The following is a 23061-nucleotide window of genomic DNA, read 5'->3' as shown; positions in this document are numbered from 1 at the left end:
CATGGGCAAAGTTGGAACAATTCTGCGCCGCACCTTCCTGATCGGCTCGGCCGCGATTGTCGGCGGTGTGGCCTTTGGCGGCTACTACGTCACCCGCCCTGCCCCGAACCCGCTGAAACCTGGCGAGGGTGAGGCCGTGCTGAACCCGTTCGTTCTGATCGACCAGAATGGCGTGACGCTGTTCGCTCCGCGCGCCGAAATGGGACAGGGCGTAAAGACGACCTGGGCTGCTTTGATCGCCGAGGAGCTGGACGTCGATCTTGATCAGATCAACGTTCTGCACGGCCCCGCCGCAGCCGCCTACTACAATTCGGCGCTGATGGGAGAGAGCCTGCCAAACAAGGGCTACGACGTCTCGAACTTCCAGTACAATCTGGGCGAAACGCTCGGTGTCCTCGGCCAAGCGCTGAGCCTTCAGGTCACAGGAGGCTCAACCTCGATGAAAGACGGGTTCGAGCGGATGCGGCAGGCCGGAGCTTCGGCGCGTGAGACGCTGAAACGGGCCGCTGCCGACCGTCTGGGGGTTGATCCGTCGCAACTACAGACGGCCTCGGGGCATGTCATCGCGCCCAATGGCGACAAAATCGCCTATACCGACCTCGCAATGGATGCGGCGGGTCTTGAGCCGGTTGAGGCGCCTCTGCGTGACCCGTCCGAATGGCGGTATCTGGGTCAGACCCAACCGCGTCTGGACATGGTTGGGAAAGCGACAGGCACTGCTGAATTCGGCGTCGATGTCCGCCTGCCTGGTATGAAATTTGCAGCCGTGCGCATGAACCCCAAGCTGGGCGGCGCGATGAACGGCTATGACGACAGCGCCGCAAAAGACATGCCGGGGGTCGAACAGATCGTCGATCTGGGCACTGGCGTTGCGGTCATCGCCAACAACACATGGCTCGCCAATCAAGCGGTGGAGGCGATCGACGTGGATTGGGGCGATGCCCCCTACCCGCCCGAGACCGACGGCATCTTCGCCAAGATCGCCGAAGCGTTTGACGATTCCGCAAACTCGACCATGCGCGACGACGGCGACGTCAGCGTCACACCCGAGGGCGCAACCGAAATCACAGCCGAATACCGCCTGCCCTATCTGGCCCACGCTACGATGGAGCCGATGAACGCCACCGCGCTATACACCGGCAACGCGCTGGAACTGTGGTGCGGCAACCAGGCCCCCACTCTGATCCAATTCCGCGTGGCTAATACCGCTGGTCTGGATACGGATGCGGTGCAGATCCACACCACCTATCTGGGCGGTGGGTTTGGTCGCCGTGGGGAACTGGATTTCGGCGAGATCGCCACCAAAGTGGCTATGGCCGTTCCCGGCACTCCGGTCCAGACGACCTGGAGCCGGGAAGAGGACATGCGCCACGACTATTACCGCCCTGGCGCGATCGCTCGGCTGCGTGGTGCTGTGAAGGATGGCAAAGCGGTGCTGATCGACGGCGCGGTTGCCTCGCAATCCTGCACGCAGCAAGCGGTTGAGCGCTATACTGGGATGCCCGGTGCAGGCCCCGACAAGGTTCTGGTCGAGGGCTTCTTCAACCAACCCTATGCCGTGCCGAACTACCGGATGAGCGGCCATATCGCGAAGCTCGACGTGCCTGTTGGCTTCTGGCGCTCGGTCGGCAACAGCCATAACGGCTTTTTCCATGAAACCTTCATGGATGAGATGGCCCACGCCGCAGGCCGCGACCCGCTGGAATTCCGACTGGAGTTGATGAAGACCGAACACGCCCCCTCGGCAGGTTGCCTTGAGGCCGTGAAAGAGATGTCTGGCTGGACCGGCCAAACCCCGGTTGGCGTCGGTCGAGGTGTCGCTTTTACCTACAGCTTTGGCAGCCCGGTCGCGCAAGTGATCGAGGTGGTCGACGAAGACGGCACGATCCGCATCAACAAGGCGTGGATCGCTTGTGACATGGGTCTCGCGTTGGATCCAGAAAACGTCAAAGCACAGATGTTTGGCGGGATGATGTACGGCCTGAGCGCCGCTTGCTACGGCGAGATCACCTTTGCCGAGGGCGAAGTCGAGCAGTTCAACTTCCCCGACTATGACGCACTTCGCATGCACACGGCTCCGCAGGTCGAAGTGCGCGTTCTCGAGACCAACCGCCATATGGGAGGCGCAGGTGAGCCCGGTACACCCCCCTCGATGCCGGCCTTAGGTAATGCGCTGTTTGATCTGACCGGAGAACGCGCACGAACCCTGCCGCTGATCAATCAGTTCGACCTGCTGATTTGATCGCGACGCACCGGTCCGGCATCCCCTCCCGGCCGGACCGGTGCCAAAACTTACGCTGTTTGTTGCAGGAACCGCGTGCTTGATCCAGCGGACCAGGCTTTGACCGCCGCGCCAAACGCCTCAAACAACGGGCGAGATACCGGGTCATTTGCAGCATCCCATTCCGGGTGCCATTGGACCGAGAGGGTAAAGCCCGGCGCATCTTTGACATAAATCGCCTCAGGCGTGCCATCCGGTGCATGACCGTCGATCACGACATTCTGGCCCACGGCTTTGATCCCCTGACCGTGCAGCGTATTGGTCATCACCTCGCGCGCTCCAAACAGCCGATGGAACACGCCGCCTTCGTTCAGAGTCACGACATGGCGCAGGGCGAATTTTTCCTCAAGCGTTCCATCCGGTGGCATCCGGTGGTTCTGCCGCCCCGGAAGGTCGCGGATCTCGGGATAGAGCGTCCCGCCCATCGCCACGTTAACTTCCTGAAAACCTCGGCAGATTCCGAAAAACGGTTGGCCGCGCTCAACACAGGCGCGCACCAGCGGCAAGGTAATCGCATCGCGCGCCCGGTCGAAATCGCCATGCGCTTCGGTCGGCGGCTCACCGTATTCCTCGGGGTGCACATTGGGGCGACCACCCGTTAGAAGAAACCCGTCGCACGCGTCCAGCAATTCCTCGACTGAGACGTATCGTGGATCAGCCGGGATCAGCAGCGGCAAACACCCAGAAACATTCGCAACGGCATCCGAGTTCATCGTGCCACCGGCATGCGTCGGGTAGTTGTCATTCATCAAGTAAGAGTTGCCGATGATACCGACGACGGGTCGAGACATTCTGCTTTCCCAATTTATTTCCTAAACGTGTGGAAAAGCTATCGGCAGGGGCAACAGCGCGCAATAGCACAGGCCCTGTGTGTCAGCGCAAGTACCTGTTCAATGCCGCACACCTATTGAACCGATGGGACATTGTCACAATCGGACTCCCATTGCCCGCTAAACGTGCAATACAAAAACCCAAGTTGAGTAAGAGAGCCCGCGCAGGCTCTCCCCTTCTTCAAGGAAATCAGCTTTCGCCAATAAGGTTCGCGGCTTCGATCCCTGCCATCGCAGCAAGCACGTCATTGTCCGAGGTGTCGCCCGTCACGCCAACGGCGCCAATCACTGCCCCTTTCTTGTCGCGCAGCAGTACTCCACCCGGCACCGGAATGACTTTACCGCCATAAACTCCGTTCACTGCAGCCATGAAATAGGCCTGCGCTTCGGCCCGCTGCATCTGAGCTGTACCTGCCATACCCAGCATGACCGAGCCATAGGCTTTGCCCTGCGCAATTCCAAACCGACCGGGGGCCGCGCCATCTTCGCGCTCGAACGCAATGACATGACCGCCCGCATCCAGCACAACGACCGAAAGCGGTTTCAACTCCAACCGGCGCCCCTCTTCCAGAGCTTTACGAATGATGGTGCGCGCTTTGCGCAAGGAAATTGCCATCCCTGATCCCTTTCATCTGGTCAAAAATATCCTGGGGGAGCTTGAGGGGGCGGAGAGCCCTCTCGTTCCCGCCCTATCCACTTAACCCAAGCTGGCTTTCAACTCCAAACGGCGGGCATGCAGGACCGGCTCGGTATAGCCCGACGGTTGCACACGACCCTTGAACACCAGATCGCAGGCCGCTTGGAAGGCAATGCCATCAAAACCGGGCGCCATCGGATGATAGGCTGTGTCACCTTCGTTCTGACGGTCCACGACGGCTGCCATTTTTTGCATCGCCGCCATCACCTGTTCTTCGCTGACGACACCGTGGTGCAGCCAGTTGGCCAACGCTTGGCTGGAAATCCGACAGGTCGCGCGATCTTCCATCAAACCAATATCGTTCAGGTCCGGCACTTTCGAGCATCCGACGCCCTGATCGACCCAACGCACAACGTAGCCCAGAATACCCTGCGCGTTGTTCTCGACCTCACGGGTGATCTCATCATCACTGAGGTTGCGTCCACCCAGCCGCGGAACGGTCAGCAAATCCTCCAACGTGCCACGCGCGCCACCGGCGGTCAGCTCATCCTGACGGGCCAGAACGTCGACCTTATGATAGTGCGTGGCATGCAAAGTCGCAGCGGTTGGCGAGGGAACCCATGCGCAAGTGGCACCGGATTGCGGATGACCGATCTTAGCCTCCAGCATATCGCCCATGCGATCGGGCATGGCCCACATACCTTTACCAATCTGCGCCTTGCCTTTCAGGCCGCAGGCCAGACCGATATCGACGTTGCGATCCTCGTAGGACGCGATCCATGGTGTGTTCTTGATGTCGCCCTTGGGCAGCATCGGGCCTGCCTCCATCGAGGTGTGGATCTCGTCCCCGGTCCGATCAAGGAAGCCGGTGTTAATGAAGGCCACGCGCGATTTCGCGGCCCGGATACATTCCTTGAGGTTGGCCGAGGTGCGGCGTTCCTCGTCCATGATACCCAGCTTCACGGTGTTGCGCGGCAGGCCGAGGATGTCTTCGACCATGTCGAAAATCTCGACCGAAAAGGCGACCTCTTGGGGTCCATGCATCTTTGGCTTCACCACATAGACCGACCCGGTGACTGAGTTGCCGCCATCGCGCGCCAGATCATGCATGGCGATCAACGTGGTGCAGAGCGCATCCATGAGGCCCTCGCCAATCTCGTTACCCTCGGCATCCAGCACGGCCGGGTTGGTCATCAGATGGCCCACATTGCGCACCAGCATCAGCGAGCGGCCTTTGAGGCGCGCCTCTGCTCCGTTCACGTCTGTGAAGTCAAGATCAGCCGCCAACCGGCGGGTAAATGTCTTGCCGGATTTGCTGACCTCTTCAGTCAGGTCACCCTTCATCAGACCCAACCAGTTACCGTAGGCAACAACCTTGTCGGCTGCATCCACACAGGCCACGGAGTCCTCGCAATCCATGATCGTCGACAACGCAGACTCGAGCCGCAAGTCCGAGATGTTGGCCGGATCAGCAGCGCCGATCGCGCTGATTGGGTCGATCATGATCTGAATGTGAAGACCATTGTTTTTCAACAGGATGAACTCGGGCTTTTCAGCGGCGCCGCCATGGCCCACAAAGCTCGAGGCGTCCTCGAGAGCAGGAACCAAAGCGCCTGCCTCAACGCTCAGCTTCGTAACATCCGCCCAAGAACCGCTGGCCAATGGCACAGCGTCATCGAGAAACGCCTTGGCCCATGCAATCACACGCGCGCCGCGCGCAGCATCGTAGCCGCCGCCCACAGGCAGATCGCCCATCGCATCCGTGCCATAGAGCGCATCATACAAGCTGCCCCAACGGGCATTGGCGGCGTTCAGAGCAAAGCGCGCGTTGGTGATCGGTACAACAAGCTGAGGACCGGGGATCAGGGCGATTTCCGGGTCAACATTGGCGGTTTCGATTGCGAAATCCGAGCCTTCTTCAACGAGGTAGCCAATCTCACGCAGAAACGCTTGGTATGCGGCAGGGTCCTCGGTCTGTCCGGCGTGATCAAGGTGCCAGCTATCCACACGGCTTTGAATAGCAGCCCGTTTGGCCAGCAGAGCCCGGTTCTTTGGACCAAGGTCGCTGATCATGCGCGCCAGGCCGTCCCAGAACGCCTCTGCCTCAACACCCGTGCCCGGCAACGCCCGGTTTTCTATGAAATCCACCAGCTCGCTGGCCACCTGCAACCCGCTGCGTGCGTTTCTGCCGCTCATAATCCGTTTCTCCGCCTTGTGTGCCATTGTATGCAAGCACCACTTAGGCCGAAAGTTTCCGATAAGCAACTTTTCCACCGCAATTTCGGATAACCCAATTTCCCGAAAGCTGTTTCAAAAACTGCATGAAGATCGAGCCTGTCCAATCGGCGCAGCTTGCAGCCCTACTGAGATGCTCATAACGTCGCCCGCAAACCAACCGATACGAGGCCCCCGATGCGCGACGCCGCCCCCACTACGATCTATCTGAAAGACTACACCCCGTTCGGGTATCTGGTGGACAATGTGCATCTGACGTTTGATCTGGCAGCAAATGCCACCCGCGTCACATCCCGCATCGCCTTTCGTCCGAATCCTGAGGCCAGCGATCGCAGTTTTTTCCTGCATGGCGAGCAACTGAAGCTGATCCGCGCCTCCATCGATGGTGCCGACGTGTCCCCCAACCTTACGCCTGAGGGCCTGACGGTTGCCGCCCCCGACGCCCCCTTTGTCTGGGAGGCGGTGGTCGAGATCGACCCCGGCAACAACACTGCGCTTGAAGGGCTCTATATGTCGAACGGCATGTATTGCACCCAGTGCGAGGCTGAGGGGTTCCGCAAGATCACCTACTACCCGGACCGTCCCGACGTGATGTCGACCTTCACGGTGCGTATCAATGGCGACCTTCCGGTGCTGCTGTCCAACGGCAACCCGTCCGGCAAGGGCGAAGGCTGGGCCGAATGGACGGACCCATGGCCCAAACCTGCCTATCTGTTTGCTCTGGTCGCCGGCGACCTGATTGCGCATCCCGGCCAGTTCACCACAATGTCGGGTCGCGAGGTCGAGCTGAACCTATGGGTTCGCCCCGGTGACGAAGGCAAATGCGCCTTCGGGATGGAGGCGCTCAAGAAGTCCATGAAATGGGATGAGGACGTCTACGGCCGCGAATACGATCTGAACGTGTTCAACATCGTCGCCGTGGACGATTTCAACATGGGTGCGATGGAGAACAAGGGGCTGAACATCTTCAACTCCTCTGCCGTTCTGGCCAGCCCGGAAACCTCGACCGACGTGAATTTCGAACGGATCGAGGCGATCATCGCACATGAGTATTTCCACAACTGGACCGGCAACCGCATCACCTGCCGCGACTGGTTTCAGCTGTGCCTCAAGGAGGGCCTGACCGTGTTCCGCGATGCGCAGTTCACCTCGGACATGCGCTCGGCTCCGGTCAAACGCATCCACGACGCCATCGACCTGCGCGCACGGCAGTTTCCTGAGGACAATGGCCCGCTATCGCACCCCGTCCGGCCCGAGAGTTTTCAGGAAATCAACAACTTCTACACCTCGACCGTCTATGAGAAAGGTGCCGAGGTCATCGGCATGTTGAAACGTCTGGTTGGGGATGAAGCCTATGCACGGGCGCTGGATCTCTATTTTGACCGCCATGACGAGCAGGCCTGCACGATAGAAGATTGGCTGCAAGTCTTCGAGGACACAACAGGCCGCGACCTGAGCCAGTTCAAACGTTGGTACAGCCAGTCCGGTACTCCGCGCGTATCCGTGGCCGAGGATTGGGCGGATGGTACCTACACGCTGACGCTGAGCCAACGCACCGACCCGACTCCGGGACAAGAGGATAAGCAGCCTCAGGTCATTCCCGTCGCTGTCGGCTTGCTGGGCCCGAACGGCGGCGAGGTTCACGCAACCCAAGTGCTGGAACTGACCGAGGCCGAGCAGAGCTTTTCCTTCGCCGGACTGGCGGCCAAACCCGTGCCCTCAATCCTACGCGATTTCTCGGCCCCTGTGATCCTTGAACATGACACTTCGAATGCTGAGCGCGCCTTTCTGCTGGCCCATGACACCGATCCGTTCAACCGCTGGCAGGCCGGGCGCTCGCTGGCCGAGGACAGTCTGCTGCGCATTATCACCGAAGAGGCGACGCCGGATTCCGACTATCTGGATGGCCTGCTGGCCGTACTGCGCGATGAAACACTGGACCCGGCCTATCGGGCCTTGATGCTGGGCCTTCCGACCCAATCCGAACTGGCCGCCGCCCTACATGACAAGGGCGTCACACCCGACCCGATGGCCATCTGGACCGCTGTCGAGACTCTCCGTCAAGCTACTGCGCAACACGTACAGGATCTTCTGCCCAAGCTGCACAGCGAAACACTTGTGGACGCCCCTTATCAACCGGACGCGGCGCAATCCGGCAAGCGTGCATTGGGCGGAGCAGCGCTGGCTCTCACCTCGCGGCTGGACGGCGGCAGCAAGGCGGCAGACGCGTACCAAACTGCCGACAATATGACACTGCAACTGACCGCCCTGTCCTGCGTGCTGCGCGCGGGCAAAGGTGAGACGGAACTGAGCGCCTTCTACGACCAGTGGCAGCATGACCGGCTGGTGGTCGACAAATGGTTTGGTCTGCAGGTCTCGATGGCCGCCCCTCAGACCACGGTCGAGGCCGCACGTAACCTGACAGAGCATCCTGATTTCAATTGGAAAAACCCCAACCGGTTTCGTGCCTTGATGGGATCGCTGGCCATGAACCATGCGGGCTTCCATCAGGAAGACGGAGCGGGCTATGCCCTGCTTGCCGATTGGCTGATCCGGTTGGATCCGGTGAACCCGCAGACCACAGCGCGCATGTGTTCGGCGTTCCAGACGTGGAAACGATATGACGCCGACCGTCAGGCGCTGATGCGCGCGCATCTGCGCCGGATCGCCGACACGCCCGACCTGTCACGCGACACGACCGAGATGGTCTCGCGCATCCTCGGCGCATGACCTCGTTCCGCTTTACACGGCAAAACCGGAACCCGCGTGTGGTGGTCTTGCTGATCTGCATCTACGCGGTGCTAGTCGGCCTGGTCCTTTTCGTAGAAGCGGCCTGGTGGTTGATGGCGTTGCTGGCGCTGGCGACACTGCCGGCCGTCTGGGATATTGTGAAAGACACCAGCGCCGGGGTCGAACTGACCGGCGAGAATTTGCGCTGGTTCACCGGCCAGCGCAGCGGCGAACTGAACCTGTCCGAGGTTGACCGATTCCGATTTGACACCAGCTGGGATTTCTCGGTCCGCGTCTCGGCAGTGCTGAAATCAGACAAGCGCCTCCGCCTGCCGGATGAGTCGCTGCCCCCACACAAAGAGTTCGAAGACGTGTTGCAGCAGGCGGGATTTACCGTTGAGCGTCATCATTTTAGGGTTTTTTGAAACAATCCCAGGACCATAGGCTAATTGACCACACCTCGGACTAACGTGCGCAACGACTCCTTGAAATAGACACAGTTTTTGGCAAACTGGACGCGTTACACGTTTGTTACAGTTCGAGTTTTGCCATGTTTCGGTCTTTCAGGGCGGCTGCCGCCCGTATTTTCGGCTCTTCCAGTCCCACCTCTACGCCTTTGCCTGCGTCGGTCGCAGATGCAACGGCATGGCTTGTTGCCTCGGGGCAGTTGAACATCCCGATCGCGGAAACAGATGACAGTGCCGGGCATCAGGCGATCGAACGCGGACGCCATCTGGCGCGTCAGGATATGTGGGCCGAACTCTCGCAAGAGATGCGGGCCGCAGATGACGCGCGCGAAACAACACCCTGCGGTCAGCCGATTGCAGACCTTTTGGGTTTCGGGGCCCGGGCAGATGTTGTGCTGGCTGCGGAACATGCCTTGTCGGATGGCAGAACTCAGTCAGACTATGACTTTCTGGCAGGCATCTCTGAACTGGAGGGTGAAATTCAGAACCACCCGGATGACCCGATGATCGCCCTTGTGGTGGCGCTGGCTCATATTGATTTAGCCTGGGCATGGCGCGGGACATCGGACCCCAAAGACCTGCCCTCACTGCATCAATCCCGTTGCGCCGCGCATTTCGACCGCGCTGCCGATTTGCTGAAGGACTGCCGCTCTGCCATGCCGAACAGCCCAGCAATTGCCGCTGCGGATTGCGCCCTATTGGCGGGCCATGTCAGCCCACGCACCCGTGTGGCAGACAAATACGAAGAGCTGATCACGCTTGACCCGCAAAACCATCGCCACATGCGCGCAATGGGCAGCCATTTGTTGCCACGCAGGTTTGGGACTTACGACCAGCTGGAAGTTCAGGCCCTGCGCAACGCCGCGCGCACTCAGAAAACATGGGGTGCTGGGGGCTATACTTGGGTCCAGTTCGATGCCATCGCATTGGATGACGAAGCCTGCGCGCGCGTGGATGTCGAGTATTTTCTGGAAGGGTTGCACGACATCGTCGAACGCCGCCCCGACCAGCAGACGATCAACCTGTTGGCGGCCTATTGTTCGGTCACGCTGCAAAACGGGATGAGCCGCAACCCTAAGGCCGACATCGCCCGCAAACAGATTTGCGAGGCCGCAAACTGGTTGATCCGCGATCACCTGACCGAGCTGCACCCCCTGATCTGGGCCCATGCGGCGAACGGGTTCAGCAACAGCCTGCGCGTCAACTCGACCGAGCGCTTCGCCGCACGTGGCCGCCGAGATGCGCTGCGGGCGATCGCCGATCAACTGCGCGAGGAACTGCGCGATGGTCAAAGCGTGACCTTCACGCCGACGGGGTTGCAAGTCTCAGGGAACTAACCCCTTGCCCCTTTGGCGCGCCGGGCCTAATACGCAAGCCTAGACTTCTGCGGAAATTAGAGGCGCGCCATGCTCGACCTGACATACGAAATGCCCAAAGTTAAAACCATTGCCGGGGCCAAGCACGATTGGGAACTGGTGATCGGGATGGAGGTGCACGCTCAGGTCTCGTCCAATGCCAAGCTGTTTTCCGGCGCGTCGACCCAATTCGGGGCCGAGCCGAACTCGAACGTGGCCTTCGTGGACGCGGCGATGCCGGGCATGCTGCCGGTGATCAACGAATATTGCGTGGAACAGGCCGTGCGCACGGGTCTTGGCCTGAAAGCGGATATCAACCTGAAATCGGCTTTTGACCGCAAGAACTATTTCTACCCTGACCTGCCGCAAGGCTACCAGATTTCGCAGCTGTACCACCCCATCGTGGGCGAAGGTGAAGTGCTGGTTGAGATGGGCGACGGCACCGCGCGCATGGTTCGCATTGAACGCATCCACATGGAGCAGGACGCGGGCAAATCGATCCACGACATGGACCCGCATATGTCCTTTGTCGACTTGAACCGGACCGGCGTTTGCCTGATGGAGATCGTCTCGCGCCCCGACATCCGTGGCCCCGAAGAAGCTGCCGCCTATATCGCCAAGCTGCGCCAGATCATGCGTTACCTAGGCACCTGCGACGGCAACATGCAGAACGGAAACCTGCGGGCGGACGTAAACGTCTCGATCTGTTTGCCGGGTGCGTATGAGAAGTATCAGGAGACACAGGACTTCTCGCATCTTGGTACGCGGTGCGAGATCAAGAACATGAACTCGATGCGCTTTATTCAGCAGGCGATTGAGGTCGAAGCCCGCCGTCAGATCGCCATCGTCGAAGCTGGTGGCAAGGTCGATCAGGAAACCCGCCTGTATGACCCGGACAAAGGTGAGACCCGCTCGATGCGGTCCAAGGAAGAAGCGCATGACTACCGCTATTTCCCGGACCCCGACCTGCTGCCTTTGGAGATCGAACAGGCATGGGTCGACGACATCGCCGCCAATCTGCCTGAGCTGCCCGACGAGAAAAAAGCGCGGTTCATCGAAGCGTTCGGCCTGACCGACTATGACGCCTCGGTCCTGACCGCCGAGGTCGAAAGCGCCGCCTATTTCGAAGAGGTCGCCAAAGGCCGCAACGGCAAGCTGGCCGCGAACTGGGTCATTAACGAGCTGTTTGGTCGCCTGAAGAAAGAAGACCACGAGATCACCGACTCGCCCGTTTCTCCGGCGCAGTTGGGTGGGATCATTGATCTGATTTCCTCGGATGCGATCTCGGGCAAAATCGCCAAGGACCTGTTCGAGATCGTCTACACCGAAGGCGGCGACCCGGCGCAGATCGTGGAAGAGCGCGGCATGAAGCAGGTCACGGACACCGGCGCGATCGAGGCCGCTTTGGACGAGATCATCGCCGCAAACCCGGCTCAGGTCGAAAAGGCCAAGGTAAACCCGAAGCTGGCGGGCTGGTTCGTCGGTCAGGTGATGAAAGCGACCGGCGGCAAGGCCAACCCCAAGGCCGTCAACGAGCTGGTTGCCCAAAAGCTGGGCTCATAAGCCCGTTTTCAAAGTTCTGCGACGGAGTCAGGCCACCCGCTTGACTCCGTTTTCTTTTGTGCCCTTTCTTCCCCGCAGGAGAGGTGCCATGACCAGAAAATTCGATCAGGAACTTGAAGACCGTCTGATGCGCTACGCGGCCATCGACAGCCAAAGCGATGAGACATCGCCTTCGACCCCCAGTACGCCCATTCAGTTCGACATGCTGAACCTGCTCAGGCAGGAACTGACCGAGATCGGCGCGCAGGATGTCGAGCTGACCGGCGACAGCGTCGTTGTGGCGACCATTCCCGGCACCGCCGAAGGGCCGACCGTGGGATTCCTCGCCCATGTCGACACCGCCCCGCAATTCAACGCAACCGGTGTCAAACCACGCGTCATCAAGGGCTATAACGGCGGTGAGATCACCTTTCCCGATGATCCCGATCTGGTTCTGTCCCCGGAGGAACACCCTTATCTGGCCGAAAAGATTGGTCATGATCTGGTCACCGCTTCGGGCACCACTCTATTAGGGGCAGATGACAAGGCGGGCGTGTCGATTCTGATGACCATGGCGCGGCACCTGATTGAAAATCCAGACATTGCGCACGGGCCCATCCGCATTGCTTTCACGCCGGACGAAGAAATCGGGCGTGGTGTGACAGAGCAACTGCCAAAGGACCTCAAGGCCGATTTCGCATACACGCTGGACGGGCAAGAGGTAGGCGAGATTGAATATGAAAGCTTCTCGGCCGACCGCGCGGTGATCAAGATCACCGGCGTGTCGATCCATCCCGGTCTGGCCAAAGAAAAGATGGTCAATGCCACCCATCTGGCCGCAAAGATCGTACAGACCCTGCCGCAGGCTACACTGACCCCCGAGGTCACCGACGGACGCGAAGGCTTCATCCACGTCACCGATATGAACGGCGGTTCGTCCGAGATGGAGATCAAGCTGATCCTGCGGGATTTCGAGATGGAGGGGCTTGAGGCCCAGCGCGACTTGGTGCGCAAGGTCTGCGACGCCGTTCAAGCATCCGAGCCCCGCGCGACCATCACCTGCGACATCGGCCATCAATACCGCAACATGCGCTATTGGCTCGAGAATGACATGACCCCCGTCGATTTGGCGCGCGAAGCCTGTCAGGAACTGGGGATCGAGCCGCTCTCGGTTCCGATCCGCGGCGGCACCGACGGCTCTCGCCTGACCGAGTTTGGCACACCCTGCCCCAATCTGTTCACCGGCATGCAGTGCATTCACGGACCGTTGGAGTGGATTTCGGTGCAGGACATGGCGCTGGCGACCGAGCTTTGCCTCTCGGTTGTGGCCAAGGCGGCGCAGAGAACCGGCTGATTTGCGCCACTTGCGCAACGTCTCTTTCACCCGGCGACCTGCGTGATAAGCTGTCGGCCAAAGGTACAAGGGAACAGTCGATGCCGCGCTACGAATACAAAGTCATTCCGGCCCCGCAAAAGGGCGCGAAGGCCAAGGGCGTCAAAACGCCAGAAGGCCGCTTTGCCACCTCGGTCGAGCAAGTGCTGAACGAGATGGGTCAACAGGGATGGGAATACCAGCGCGCCGAGTTGCTGCCCAGCGAGGAACGCTCGGGCCTGACCGGATCGACCACGAACTGGCGCAACGTGCTGGTGTTTCGGCGGGTGATTGAGGCCGACGCCACCGAGGTAGTGGCCCCCGTGGCCACACCATCGCCAAGCGAAACGCCCGAAGGTGTGCCCTTGGCTCAGCCCGTTCCCGGGCCAGATGCGGTTCAAGCCCCGGAACCAATTTCAGCCGAAGTAGATGAGCCGCCGTTGACGTTGAAACCGAGCGAAGAGGCCAAGTAAAACGCATCCAGACCGCACGGACTAGAGGGTGTGGTTTAGATAACACGGATTGAGCCAACGAGACTCAGGCGGTCATCCGTTCCTGAGTTTTGCTCGTATCGTTCCAAAACATCCTTCGTCACAGAACAGGACCACGGTCGCGATGAAACCTTGCACCGCTCTTCTTTGTTTCCTCTCCGCAATCGCCTGCCAGATCGCGCTGCCGGCCACCGCACAACAACGGCTGGGATGGGTCAGCCAGATCGAGGGACTCGCCGCTTACCAAGGAAGCGCCGATCTGGATCAGGGTGGAGACTTCAGCGCGACGCGATCGTTCCTGCGGGCCACCGGGCTTTACCGATTTGATAGCGAAACATCACTTGGCATTTCAGTCAGCTACGGGCTGCTGGACTACGACTTCAGCACGGCGGACAACCAGCCTTGGAATGACATTCGTGACATCCGAATATCGGCTCCTCTGCGGTTTCAGGCTGGCCAGCGGGCCAGTGTTTTCGTGTCGCCTCAGGTCAGGTGGGACTATCAGAAAGGCGCCGCATCTTCAGATGGTCGTACCTATGGTGTTTTTGCGGGCGTTGCGTGGCAGATCAGCGAAAGCCTGACCATAGGACCGGCCTTTGGCGCCTTCACGCAATTGGAAGATAGTGGTGTCGATCTCTTTCCGGCGCTTTTGGTGGATTGGGACATCAATGATCGCTGGAACCTGAACACCGGTTCCGGAATCGGTGCGACTCGCGGGCCGGGTCTCACCCTCAGCTACGCGTTGAATGACGATTTCAGCCTCTCGCTGTCGGCCCGATCCGAAAAAATTCGCTTCCGGCTAGACGACGCGGGGTTGGCTCCGAGCGGGATCGGCGAAGACAAGAGCCTCCCCGTGGTTGCGTCGCTCAGTTACAATCCGAATCCGGGCGTGTCTTTAACCGTCTTCGCCGGGGCCGAATTCGATGGTCGACTGACACTGGAGGACGAAAACGGCAACGAAATCAGCCGCCAGAGCTACGATACAGCACCTCTAGTCGGCCTCGCCTTTCGACTAAGGTTTTAAGCGAGATTAAACGCCAATATCCAACGCCAAGGCATGGATACGCGGCACTAAGTCACCCAGCGCTTTGTGAACCGCGCGATGTCGAGCCACGCGAGATTGTCCTTCGAATGCGGCGGCGCGGATGCGGACGTTGAAATGGCTCTCGCCGCCTTCCTGGAACCCGGCATGACCCCGGTGGCTTTCGCTGTCATCCACCACCTCAAGCTCACGCGGATCAAAGGCGGCCTGCAGTCGGGTTCGGATTTCATCGCTCACAGTCATTTTTACGCTCAGCGGCAAAAAACTTGCCGCCCCCCTCTTCTACTTTCGGCTGCTTAGACTAAACTGCTGCCTCCGAGTCGAGAAGATGCGTTCTTAAGGATCACAGCATGACGAAATCAGACCCTTTCGGATTCGATATGTCCGTCTCCAGCGCCAAGAAAAAGAACCCGCGCGGGCGTCGGGGCATGTCGGGCGCCTCTGAAACCTCGGTGCGAATCTGTGATCATCCGGGTTGTGAAGAGGCGGGCAAGTATCGCGCACCCAAGGCCCCGGACGTTCTGGATGACTTCTTCTGGTTCTGCCAGCAGCATGTGCGCGAGTACAATCAGAAGTGGAACTTCTTCGACGGCACGACCGAGGCTGAACTGAACGCGCAACGTACTAAGGACAAAGTCTGGGAGCGTGAAACCAAGCCCATGGGCGACCCCGAGGCCCGTGCGTGGGCGCGTCTGGGCATCGAAGACCCCCACCAGGTTCTGGGGGCAAACAGCACCCAGAACAAAGGCCGCACCTCGGGTGGCGGTGGCCGCCGCCTTCCGCCCACCGAACGGCGCGCCATCGAGATTCTGGAGGCCAATGACAGCTGGTCCAAGGCCGAGGTTCGCAAGGCTTACAAGAAGCTGATCAAAGTGCTGCACCCGGATATGAACGGCGGCGACCGGTCTCAGGAAGAGCAACTGCAAGAGGTCGTCTGGGCCTGGGATCAGATCAAGGACAGCCGGAACTTTAAATAGTTTTCGAGGCGCAGTTTCGAGGACGTCGAAAAATGCCGCGCAAACACCAGAAACCTCTTAGAGCAAAGCTGCAGCCCGACGATCCGTTCTTTGAGATCATCAGTGATGCCTACGCGGTTTTTGACTACGCAAAACCGTCCAGCACGGATGTTTGCCAAAAGTGTTGTATGGATGCGGATATCGAAGCCGACTTTTTCTCGGCTCCCATCGCGGAGTTGCCTCTACACTATCTTCAGGACTGGTTTTTTGCGGCATACGACCCAAACGGAATCTCCAAGGGAACCTGGGGCTATTTGCTGCCTCGCATTTTGGAAGTTCTTGCTGCTGACGAAGAAGCTGCGAGTGTTGGGCTTGAAGTCAGCCTGAACCGGTTCGCGACCGGCAATCCGAACAATTGGTCTGCCGAAGAATGGCGCGTCTTGGATCGGTTTCAACGCGCATATCTTGAACGCGAAATCTCGCGTGACACCGGGTATCTCGATGACACTCTTTGCATGTTCGCTCTTGCCGGGTGGAACCTGGACAGCTTGTTTGCACAGGTCGCCGCGACGCCCGACACGAAATTGGTTGAACGGCTTTGGAATGACTGGTGCAAGATTTGTACCCTTGGGCGAGAATCTGTTTGGATCACGGCATTCTGGGAAAGCCCAGGCAACTCCAAAGCGTTTGAATTCTATACCTCCAAACTGCTCTATGACCGCTTCACTGAACTGGCGTTGGATGACAGGACCGAGAAACGACTGGCAGAGAAAGCCTTTGCGGTAGCCAGCGTTATTGAGCAGAACGGGTACTGGAATGCCGAGGAATAAGTTATGCACTGAAGCTCAGTGCGCATTCAGCCGCTTATCACACTAGTCTCTGGTTTGACCTACCCAGCGGTTCGGCAACACGACAGGAAAAACCTGTTCCTCGCCCTTTTTGAGGCCACACTTGCCCTGAACTTAAGTCCGACGGCTAGCGCACGCCTTATCTTCATAGGGCCAGTTTGAAAGAAACATCCGCTCAGCCCGACCCCGGCGCCTCTTCCTCTTGCCCTTGGTCGGAATATGTTGCACCACACACGGGTTCAAACCCGGCAAGACGGGCCTAAGGATAAGGACAAGACGAATGGCTGACGGATCGATTGATATCAACGCAAAACCCACCGAAGAGATCTCCGTCCGTGACGTGTTCGGCATTGATACCGAAATGGCGGTCAAAGGTTTTGCGGAACGTAGCGATCGGGTGCCTGCGATTGACCCGACCTACAAGTTCGACCCAGAGACGACTTTGGCGATTCTGGCAGGTTTTGCGCATAACCGTCGGGTGATGATCCAGGGCTATCACGGTACAGGTAAGTCGACCCATATCGAACAGGTTGCCGCCCGCCTGAACTGGCCCGCCGTGCGTGTGAACCTGGACAGCCACATCAGCCGGATCGACCTGATCGGCAAGGATGCGATCAAGCTGCGCGATGGCAAGCAGGTGACCGAGTTCCACGAAGGCATCCTTCCCTGGGCCCTGCGCAACCCTGTCGCCATCGTGTTCGACGAATACGACGCAGGCCGTGCGGACGTGATGTTCGTGATCCAGCGCGTTCTGGAGCATGACGGCAAGCTGACCCTGCTGGACCAGAACGAGATTATCACTCCGAACCCGAATTTCCGCCTGTTCGCCACCGCAAACACTGTGGGTCTGGGCGATACAACCGGCCTCTATCACGGTACGCAGCAGATCAACCAAGCGCAGATGGACCGCTGGTCTCTGGTTTCGACGCTGAACTACCTCAGCCACGATGCCGAGACGATGATCGTGCTGTCCAAAGCGCCGCTCTATAACACCGCCGAGGGCCGCAAGACCGTAAGCCAGATGGTCACCGTTGCCGATCTGACCCGGACCGCATTCATGAATGGCGACCTGTCGACCGTGATGAGCCCCCGGACCGTGATTAACTGGGCCCAAAACGCCGAGATTTTCCGCAATGTGGGCTATGCGTTCCGCCTGTCCTTCTTGAACAAGTGCGATGAGCTTGAGCGCCAGACAGTGGCTGAGTTCTATCAGCGTTGTTTTGACGAAGAACTGCCGGAAAGCGCGGCGAGCGCGAGCTTGGGCTAACGCCGAATTGCGCCCGCTTCGGACGCAATGGCTCCGGCGGAGGTATTTTTAGCCAGATGAAGGCGGATCCGGATTCCTGTTTGGTGGAAATCGGGACGGCAATGTGAAAGGCTTGGGGACATGGCACAAAAGAACGACAACCCTGCTGATCCGTTCAAGAAAGCTCTGGCCGAGGCTACAAAGGTCATGGCCGACGATCCGGAGCTTTCCGTAAGCTATACCGTCGATCCCTCGGGCCTTTCGGGTGAGGCTATGCGGTTGCCTCAGGTGTCGCGACGGATGACGCGCGAAGAGGTTTTGCTGGCGCGCGGAACCGCCGATGCCTTGGCCTTGCAGCGCCGCTATCACGATGACGCGACCCATATGCGCTATGCCCCGCCCGGAGATATGGCGCGGGACCTCTATGAAGCGATGGAAACCGCTCGGTGCGAGGCGATGGGCGCGCGGGATATGCCCGGTACGGCTTCCAACATTGATGTCAAGATCAGCCATGAAGCCTTACGGCGCGGTTATGACCAGTGCAAGCAGCCCGCCGATGCACCTTTGTCCGTTGCTGCGGGCTATCTAATCCGGCATCTGGCCACCGGGCGTGACCTGCCGCCGGCGGCCAACAATGTCATGAACCTCTGGCGTGGATACATTGAGGAGCAGGCTGGCGGCACGCTTGAGAAGCTCGACGAAATCCTCTCGGATCAGGCAGAGTTTGCCAAGTTCACCCGTCAGGTGATCAAAGATCTAGGCTATGGCGACCAGCTGGGCGATGATCCTGATGAGCTGGACGAAGAACAGGAAGATCAGGCCGAGGAAAACGCCGAAGAGCAGCCCGATCCCGACAGCACCGGGCAAGATGATCAGGAGGAACAGGATCCTGACGCTACGCCCGAGCAGTCGCAGGAAGAACAGCAGGATCAATCTCAGGCCCAAGTCTCAATGGACGAGATGGCCGAGGATGAGATGGGCGATGAGGCGGAGATGCCCGAGGGAGAGGCTCCGCTGGAGCCGCCTGCCCCTCCGCCTGCGTCCGAGGCTGATCCAGAGTACAAGGTCTACCTGAACACCCATGACGAGGAAATCGCTGCCGAGGATTTGGCAGAGCCTGCTGAACTGGAACGGTTGCGTGCCTATCTGGATCAACAGCTTGAGCCGTTGAAAGGTGCGGTTAGCCGCTTGGCCAACAAGTTGCAGCGTCGCTTGCAGGCGCAACAGAACCGGTCGTGGGAGTTCGATCGCGAGGAAGGTATCCTCGATGCCGGTCGTCTGGCGCGCGTGGTTGCCAACCCGACTACGCCGCTGAGCTTCAAGGTCGAAAAGGACACCGAGTTCCGCGATACCGTAGTGACCCTGCTTCTGGACAACTCGGGATCGATGCGCGGGCGTCCGATTTCAATTGCGGCCATCTGCGCGGATGTTCTGGCCCGGACGCTGGAACGTTGCAACGTGAAGGTCGAAATTCTGGGCTTTACGACCCGCGCATGGAAAGGCGGTCAGGCCCGTGAGGCTTGGTTGAATGCAGGCCGCCCGCAGCAGCCGGGACGCCTGAACGATCTGCGTCACATCATCTACAAAGGTGCCGACGCCCCATGGCGGCGGGCGCGGCCCAATCTTGGTCTGATGATGAAAGAAGGCCTGCTGAAGGAAAACATCGACGGCGAGGCGCTGGAATGGGCCCATCGCCGGATGTTGGCGCGGCGCGAGGCGCGTAAGATCCTGATGGTGATTTCCGATGGCGCTCCGGTCGATGATTCCACGCTGAGTGTGAACCCGGCGAACTATCTGGAGAAACACCTACGCGACGTGATCGCCATGGTCGAAAAGCGCAAGATGGTGGAATTGTTGGCCATTGGGATCGGGCATGACGTGACCCGGTACTATGATCGCGCGGTGACCATAACTGATGTAGAACAGCTGGCTGGTGCCATGACCGAACAGTTGGCGGCATTGTTCGACAGCGACCCGCGCGCGCGGGCCCGGGTAATGGGGATGAAAAGGGCCAGCTGAGGCTGGCCTTGCCTCCGCCGGGTATATTTTCAAAAAGATGAAGAGGTGGCTTGGAACCACACTTTGGCTTGAGGGAGGCAGGTATGTTTCAGTCTTTTGAGGTGACAGCGCGGCCCGAACAGGGACCTCCGCGATTGGCTGCTTTGCGGCAGGAACTAGAGCGCGAAGGTTTGGACGGGTTTCTGGTGCCGCGTGCGGATGCGCATCAGGGTGAGTATGTGGCCCCTCGGGACGAACGACTGGCCTGGCTGACCGGGTTCACTGGCTCGGCCGGGTTTTGCGCCGCCCTGCGGGACGTGGCCGGGGTGTTCATAGACGGGCGCTATCGGACGCAGGTCAAGGCGCAGGTGGCGGAGGACTACACTCCGGTGCCCTGGCCCGATGTGAGCCTGAGCAGTTGGTTGAAACAGCAGTTGCCGAACGGGGGATCGGTCGGATTTGATCCATGGCTACATGCCGCTGGTCAGATCAAAGCCGCGCAGACGGACCTTGAGGGAAGCGGGATCGAGTTGGTGCGCTGTGCCAATCTAGTGGACCGGATATGGCAGGATCAGCCCGCCCCACCGATGAACCCTGTCAAGGTACATCCGATTGAGTTTGCAGGGGAAACCGCTGAGAGCAAAATCACCCGACTGGCTGAAAGCCTGCGTGACGGCGGGCGGAGTGCGGCGGTGATCACTTTGCCCGACTCGATCATGTGGGTGTTGAACATTCGCGGCTCGGACATTGCTTACAACCCGGTCGCCCATGGCTTTGCCATTCTACATGCGGACGGTCGTGTTGATCTGTTCATGGCTGCAGCAAAACTAGGCGAACTGGGAGAACATCTGAGCCCTCAGGTTTCGGTTCACCAGCCTGATGGATTTCTGGACGCCGTTGCTGCCCTAGAAGGTAAGGTTCAGGTCGATCCGGGCACAGTGCCTCAAATTGTAGCGGATGCGCTTGGGGACCGGATGGTTGATGGAGGCGACCCTTGCGCCCTGCCCAAGGCTCGCAAAAACCCGGCCGAGATTGCAGGCAGCGCCGAGGCCCACCTGCGCGACGCCGTTGCCGTCGTCGAAACGCTGTTCTGGCTGGATCAGCAAACGCCGGGGCAGATCAGCGAAACGCAGGTCGTGACCCGGCTGGAAGAAGCCCGTCGGCGGGACAATGCGCTACAGGATATCTCATTCGACACGATCGCCGGAACCGGCGCCAACGGGGCGATCATGCATTACCGCGTGACGGAAGAGACCGACAGCACCTTGCAGGAAGGTCATTTGTTGGTGCTGGACAGCGGCGGGCAGTATCTGGACGGCACCACCGACATCACGCGCACCATCGCAATAGGTGAGGTCGGAGAGACCGAAAAGGTCTGCTTTACCCGCGTGTTGAAAGGCATGATCGCCATGTCGATGTTGCGCTGGCCAATTGGACTGGCCGGGCGCGATATCGAATGCGTGGCGCGCGCGCCTCTGTGGCAGGCGGGGCAGGACTTCAACCACGGCGTCGGTCACGGTGTCGGCGCGTATCTGAGCGTGCATGAAGGCCCGCAACGCCTGTCGCGCGTCAGCCACGTACCCTTTGAGCCCGGTATGATCCTGTCGAACGAACCCGGCTATTACCGCGAGGGCGCGTTTGGCATCCGGATCGAAAACCTGATTGTCGTAGAGGAAGCACCGTCGCTGCCCGACGGCGATGCGGAACGGGCCATGTTGCAGTGGCGCACGTTGACCTATGTGCCCATAGACCGCCGCCTGATCCTGGTCGACATGCTGACCGCGCAGGAACGGGATTGGCTGAACAGTTATCACCGCGACGTTGCGGAAAAAATCAGGCCAAGGCTGGGCGAGGACGCTCAACTGTGGTTGGATGCCGCAACTGCGCCAGTTTGACATCAGACTGTCACATAAAATGGGCAAAGGAGAGGCCCTGACAAGAACGAGGGAAAAGACATGGTTGAAATCACGATCACCGAAGCACCCGGCAAATGGAGCGTCCGCTCTGGTGGGGCCATTCTGGGCGAAAGCTCGAACGCGCTAGAGCTGCGCGAAGGTGATCTGGAACCCGTGATCTACTTTCCCCGTTCTGACATCGCGATGGCCTTCCTGGACCGTACAGACAAGGTGATTCACTGCCCACACAAAGGCGATGCCACGCATTTCTCGATCGTGAACAAGTCCTCGGTCACCGAAAACGCGGCCTGGAGCTTTGAGGCCCCCGGCAAGGAGACGGCTGGCCTCAAAGACTATCTGGCTTTCTACCCGGTGGACTCGATCAAGGTCGAACAGATTTGAGGGCCGGAATTACTTAGTTACGTCTGTCAGAAACTGTAGCTGTACCCAAGAATGAGCGAGTGCGACGAGTAGCGGCCATCCGTGAGATCTGTCGGGATGAACACTTGGGTCGTGGTGAAATCAAGATCGCCGGTCGTCTTGTAACGGTACCCGATGTCGATGTTTCCGCGTTCCCCTACTTGGAAGCGGCCACCAAACCCCAATTGCCCTGCAATAGCGGTGTCACTGTCATCGACCAATGTGACGCCAGCACCGGACTGACCGTCGTGGGAAACCCGCGCAAACCCAAGCCCGCCGCCAACATAGGGCTTGAACCTGCCTTGGACCGGGATGTCATACCAGAGGTTTACCATCCCGAATGTCGCATCAAAGCTTCCGTCGTACTGGGTAAACGGGCGGCCGATTTCCTTTGTGTCATTCGAGGCGTGTGAAAGTTCGAATTCGGCCCGCAGATTTGGCGCGACCCTCATTCCGACGGCAAGACCGTAGGAGATTCCAGTGTCGGTTGTGATGGTGCCTTGACCGACCACGACTGAAGGAATCGTTTGGAAGAAATCAAAATCATAGTCGCCCATATCGGTAATACCGAGAAAGCCGGTGACATAGGGCGCCTCCTGCGCGCGAGCTGGGACAGCACCAATCATCGAGATCGCAACCGCCGCTGTCAGCCAAGAAAATCGTTCGTAAGACATGTCCAAACCTCAATCAGAGTGACTTTCATGAGAAGTTCGTCA

At 59.3% G+C, this 23061-nt stretch carries 19 protein-coding genes; 14 read left to right on the top strand and 5 right to left on the bottom strand.

Annotated elements, in window-relative coordinates:
- The first annotated feature begins 1 nt into the window (after position 1).
- A complete protein-coding gene (locus ACR0AI_RS12590) occupies positions 2 to 2242 on the top strand; it encodes a xanthine dehydrogenase family protein molybdopterin-binding subunit (protein WP_480674456.1) in 2241 nt (746 codons plus the stop codon).
- Between the two features lie 50 nt (positions 2243 to 2292).
- Here the strand turns inward: ACR0AI_RS12590 and ACR0AI_RS12585 are convergent, their stop codons facing one another.
- The 3 genes from ACR0AI_RS12585 to ACR0AI_RS12575 form a co-directional block, all read right to left on the bottom strand.
- Positions 2293 to 3072 (bottom strand): gamma-glutamyl-gamma-aminobutyrate hydrolase family protein, encoded by a 780-nt coding sequence (locus tag ACR0AI_RS12585; protein ID WP_170678481.1) that lies wholly within the window; start codon positions 3070 to 3072, stop codon positions 2293 to 2295.
- 229 nt (positions 3073 to 3301) lie between these two features.
- A complete protein-coding gene (locus ACR0AI_RS12580; protein WP_480674458.1) occupies positions 3302 to 3727 on the bottom strand; it encodes a GlcG/HbpS family heme-binding protein in 426 nt (141 codons plus the stop codon).
- Between the two features lie 81 nt (positions 3728 to 3808).
- On the bottom strand, positions 3809 to 5944 hold the full coding sequence (locus ACR0AI_RS12575; RefSeq protein WP_480674460.1) for a malate synthase G: 2136 nt from the start codon (positions 5942 to 5944) through the stop codon (positions 3809 to 3811).
- 216 nt (positions 5945 to 6160) lie between these two features.
- On the opposite strand from ACR0AI_RS12575, the gene pepN reads away from it, so the two are divergent.
- The 7 genes from pepN (at position 6161) to ACR0AI_RS12540 (ending at position 14964) form a co-directional block, all read left to right on the top strand.
- Entirely contained in the window at positions 6161 to 8713 is a 2553-nt protein-coding gene (pepN, locus tag ACR0AI_RS12570) for an aminopeptidase N (protein ID WP_480674462.1), read from the top strand.
- A gap of 41 nt (positions 8714 to 8754) precedes the next feature.
- The gene (locus ACR0AI_RS12565; protein WP_480674663.1) at positions 8755 to 9138 is read left to right on the top strand and encodes a hypothetical protein; all 384 of its coding nucleotides are present in this window, start codon (positions 8755 to 8757) and stop codon (positions 9136 to 9138) included.
- A 125-nt stretch (positions 9139 to 9263) separates the two neighbouring features.
- A complete protein-coding gene (locus ACR0AI_RS12560; protein WP_480674464.1) occupies positions 9264 to 10517 on the top strand; it encodes a hypothetical protein in 1254 nt (417 codons plus the stop codon).
- A gap of 69 nt (positions 10518 to 10586) precedes the next feature.
- Positions 10587 to 12098 carry an Asp-tRNA(Asn)/Glu-tRNA(Gln) amidotransferase subunit GatB gene (gene gatB, locus ACR0AI_RS12555; protein ID WP_480674466.1) on the top strand — a complete coding sequence of 504 codons (1512 nt, stop codon included), beginning with the start codon at positions 10587 to 10589 and terminating at the stop codon, positions 12096 to 12098.
- Between the two features lie 88 nt (positions 12099 to 12186).
- On the top strand, positions 12187 to 13431 hold the full coding sequence (gene pepT / locus ACR0AI_RS12550) for a peptidase T (protein WP_480674468.1): 1245 nt from the start codon (positions 12187 to 12189) through the stop codon (positions 13429 to 13431).
- Between the two features lie 80 nt (positions 13432 to 13511).
- Positions 13512 to 13922 carry a DUF4177 domain-containing protein gene (locus tag ACR0AI_RS12545; RefSeq protein WP_170467971.1) on the top strand — a complete coding sequence of 137 codons (411 nt, stop codon included), beginning with the start codon at positions 13512 to 13514 and terminating at the stop codon, positions 13920 to 13922.
- Between the two features lie 142 nt (positions 13923 to 14064).
- Positions 14065 to 14964 carry a TonB-dependent receptor gene (locus tag ACR0AI_RS12540; RefSeq protein ID WP_480674471.1) on the top strand — a complete coding sequence of 300 codons (900 nt, stop codon included), beginning with the start codon at positions 14065 to 14067 and terminating at the stop codon, positions 14962 to 14964.
- Between the two features lie 6 nt (positions 14965 to 14970).
- Here ACR0AI_RS12540 and ACR0AI_RS12535 read toward each other — a convergent pair whose 3' ends face one another.
- Positions 14971 to 15225, bottom strand: a complete 255-nt coding sequence (locus tag ACR0AI_RS12535; RefSeq protein WP_480674473.1) for a BolA family protein — start codon at positions 15223 to 15225, stop codon at positions 14971 to 14973.
- Positions 15226 to 15332: 107 nt separating this feature from the next.
- Between ACR0AI_RS12535 and ACR0AI_RS12530 the strand changes: the two genes are divergently transcribed.
- The 6 genes from ACR0AI_RS12530 (at position 15333) to ACR0AI_RS12505 (ending at position 22327) form a co-directional block, all read left to right on the top strand.
- A complete protein-coding gene (locus ACR0AI_RS12530; RefSeq protein ID WP_480674475.1) occupies positions 15333 to 15959 on the top strand; it encodes a J domain-containing protein in 627 nt (208 codons plus the stop codon).
- A 32-nt stretch (positions 15960 to 15991) separates the two neighbouring features.
- On the top strand, positions 15992 to 16768 hold the full coding sequence (locus ACR0AI_RS12525; RefSeq protein WP_480674478.1) for a hypothetical protein: 777 nt from the start codon (positions 15992 to 15994) through the stop codon (positions 16766 to 16768).
- A gap of 298 nt (positions 16769 to 17066) precedes the next feature.
- A complete protein-coding gene (gene cobS / locus ACR0AI_RS12520) occupies positions 17067 to 18053 on the top strand; it encodes a cobaltochelatase subunit CobS (RefSeq protein WP_480674480.1) in 987 nt (328 codons plus the stop codon).
- A gap of 120 nt (positions 18054 to 18173) precedes the next feature.
- Positions 18174 to 20051 (top strand): cobaltochelatase subunit CobT, encoded by a 1878-nt coding sequence (gene cobT / locus ACR0AI_RS12515; protein WP_170643028.1) that lies wholly within the window; start codon positions 18174 to 18176, stop codon positions 20049 to 20051.
- 83 nt (positions 20052 to 20134) lie between these two features.
- Positions 20135 to 21925: an aminopeptidase P family protein gene (locus tag ACR0AI_RS12510; protein WP_480674482.1), complete on the top strand. Its 1791-nt coding sequence runs from the start codon at positions 20135 to 20137 to the stop codon at positions 21923 to 21925.
- A 60-nt stretch (positions 21926 to 21985) separates the two neighbouring features.
- Positions 21986 to 22327, top strand: coding sequence for a DUF427 domain-containing protein (locus ACR0AI_RS12505; protein WP_170375024.1), 342 nt, complete (start codon positions 21986 to 21988; stop codon positions 22325 to 22327).
- Positions 22328 to 22353: 26 nt separating this feature from the next.
- Here ACR0AI_RS12505 and ACR0AI_RS12500 read toward each other — a convergent pair whose 3' ends face one another.
- Complete coding sequence (locus ACR0AI_RS12500; RefSeq protein ID WP_480674485.1) at positions 22354 to 23019, bottom strand: outer membrane protein; 666 nt, start codon at positions 23017 to 23019, stop codon at positions 22354 to 22356.
- Positions 23020 to 23061 lie beyond the last annotated feature (42 nt).

It is taken from the genome of Ruegeria sp. BG3, assembly GCF_056538485.1.
Note: the sequence above shows the minus strand (reverse complement) of the source record. Positions and strands in the feature narration are given on the sequence as shown.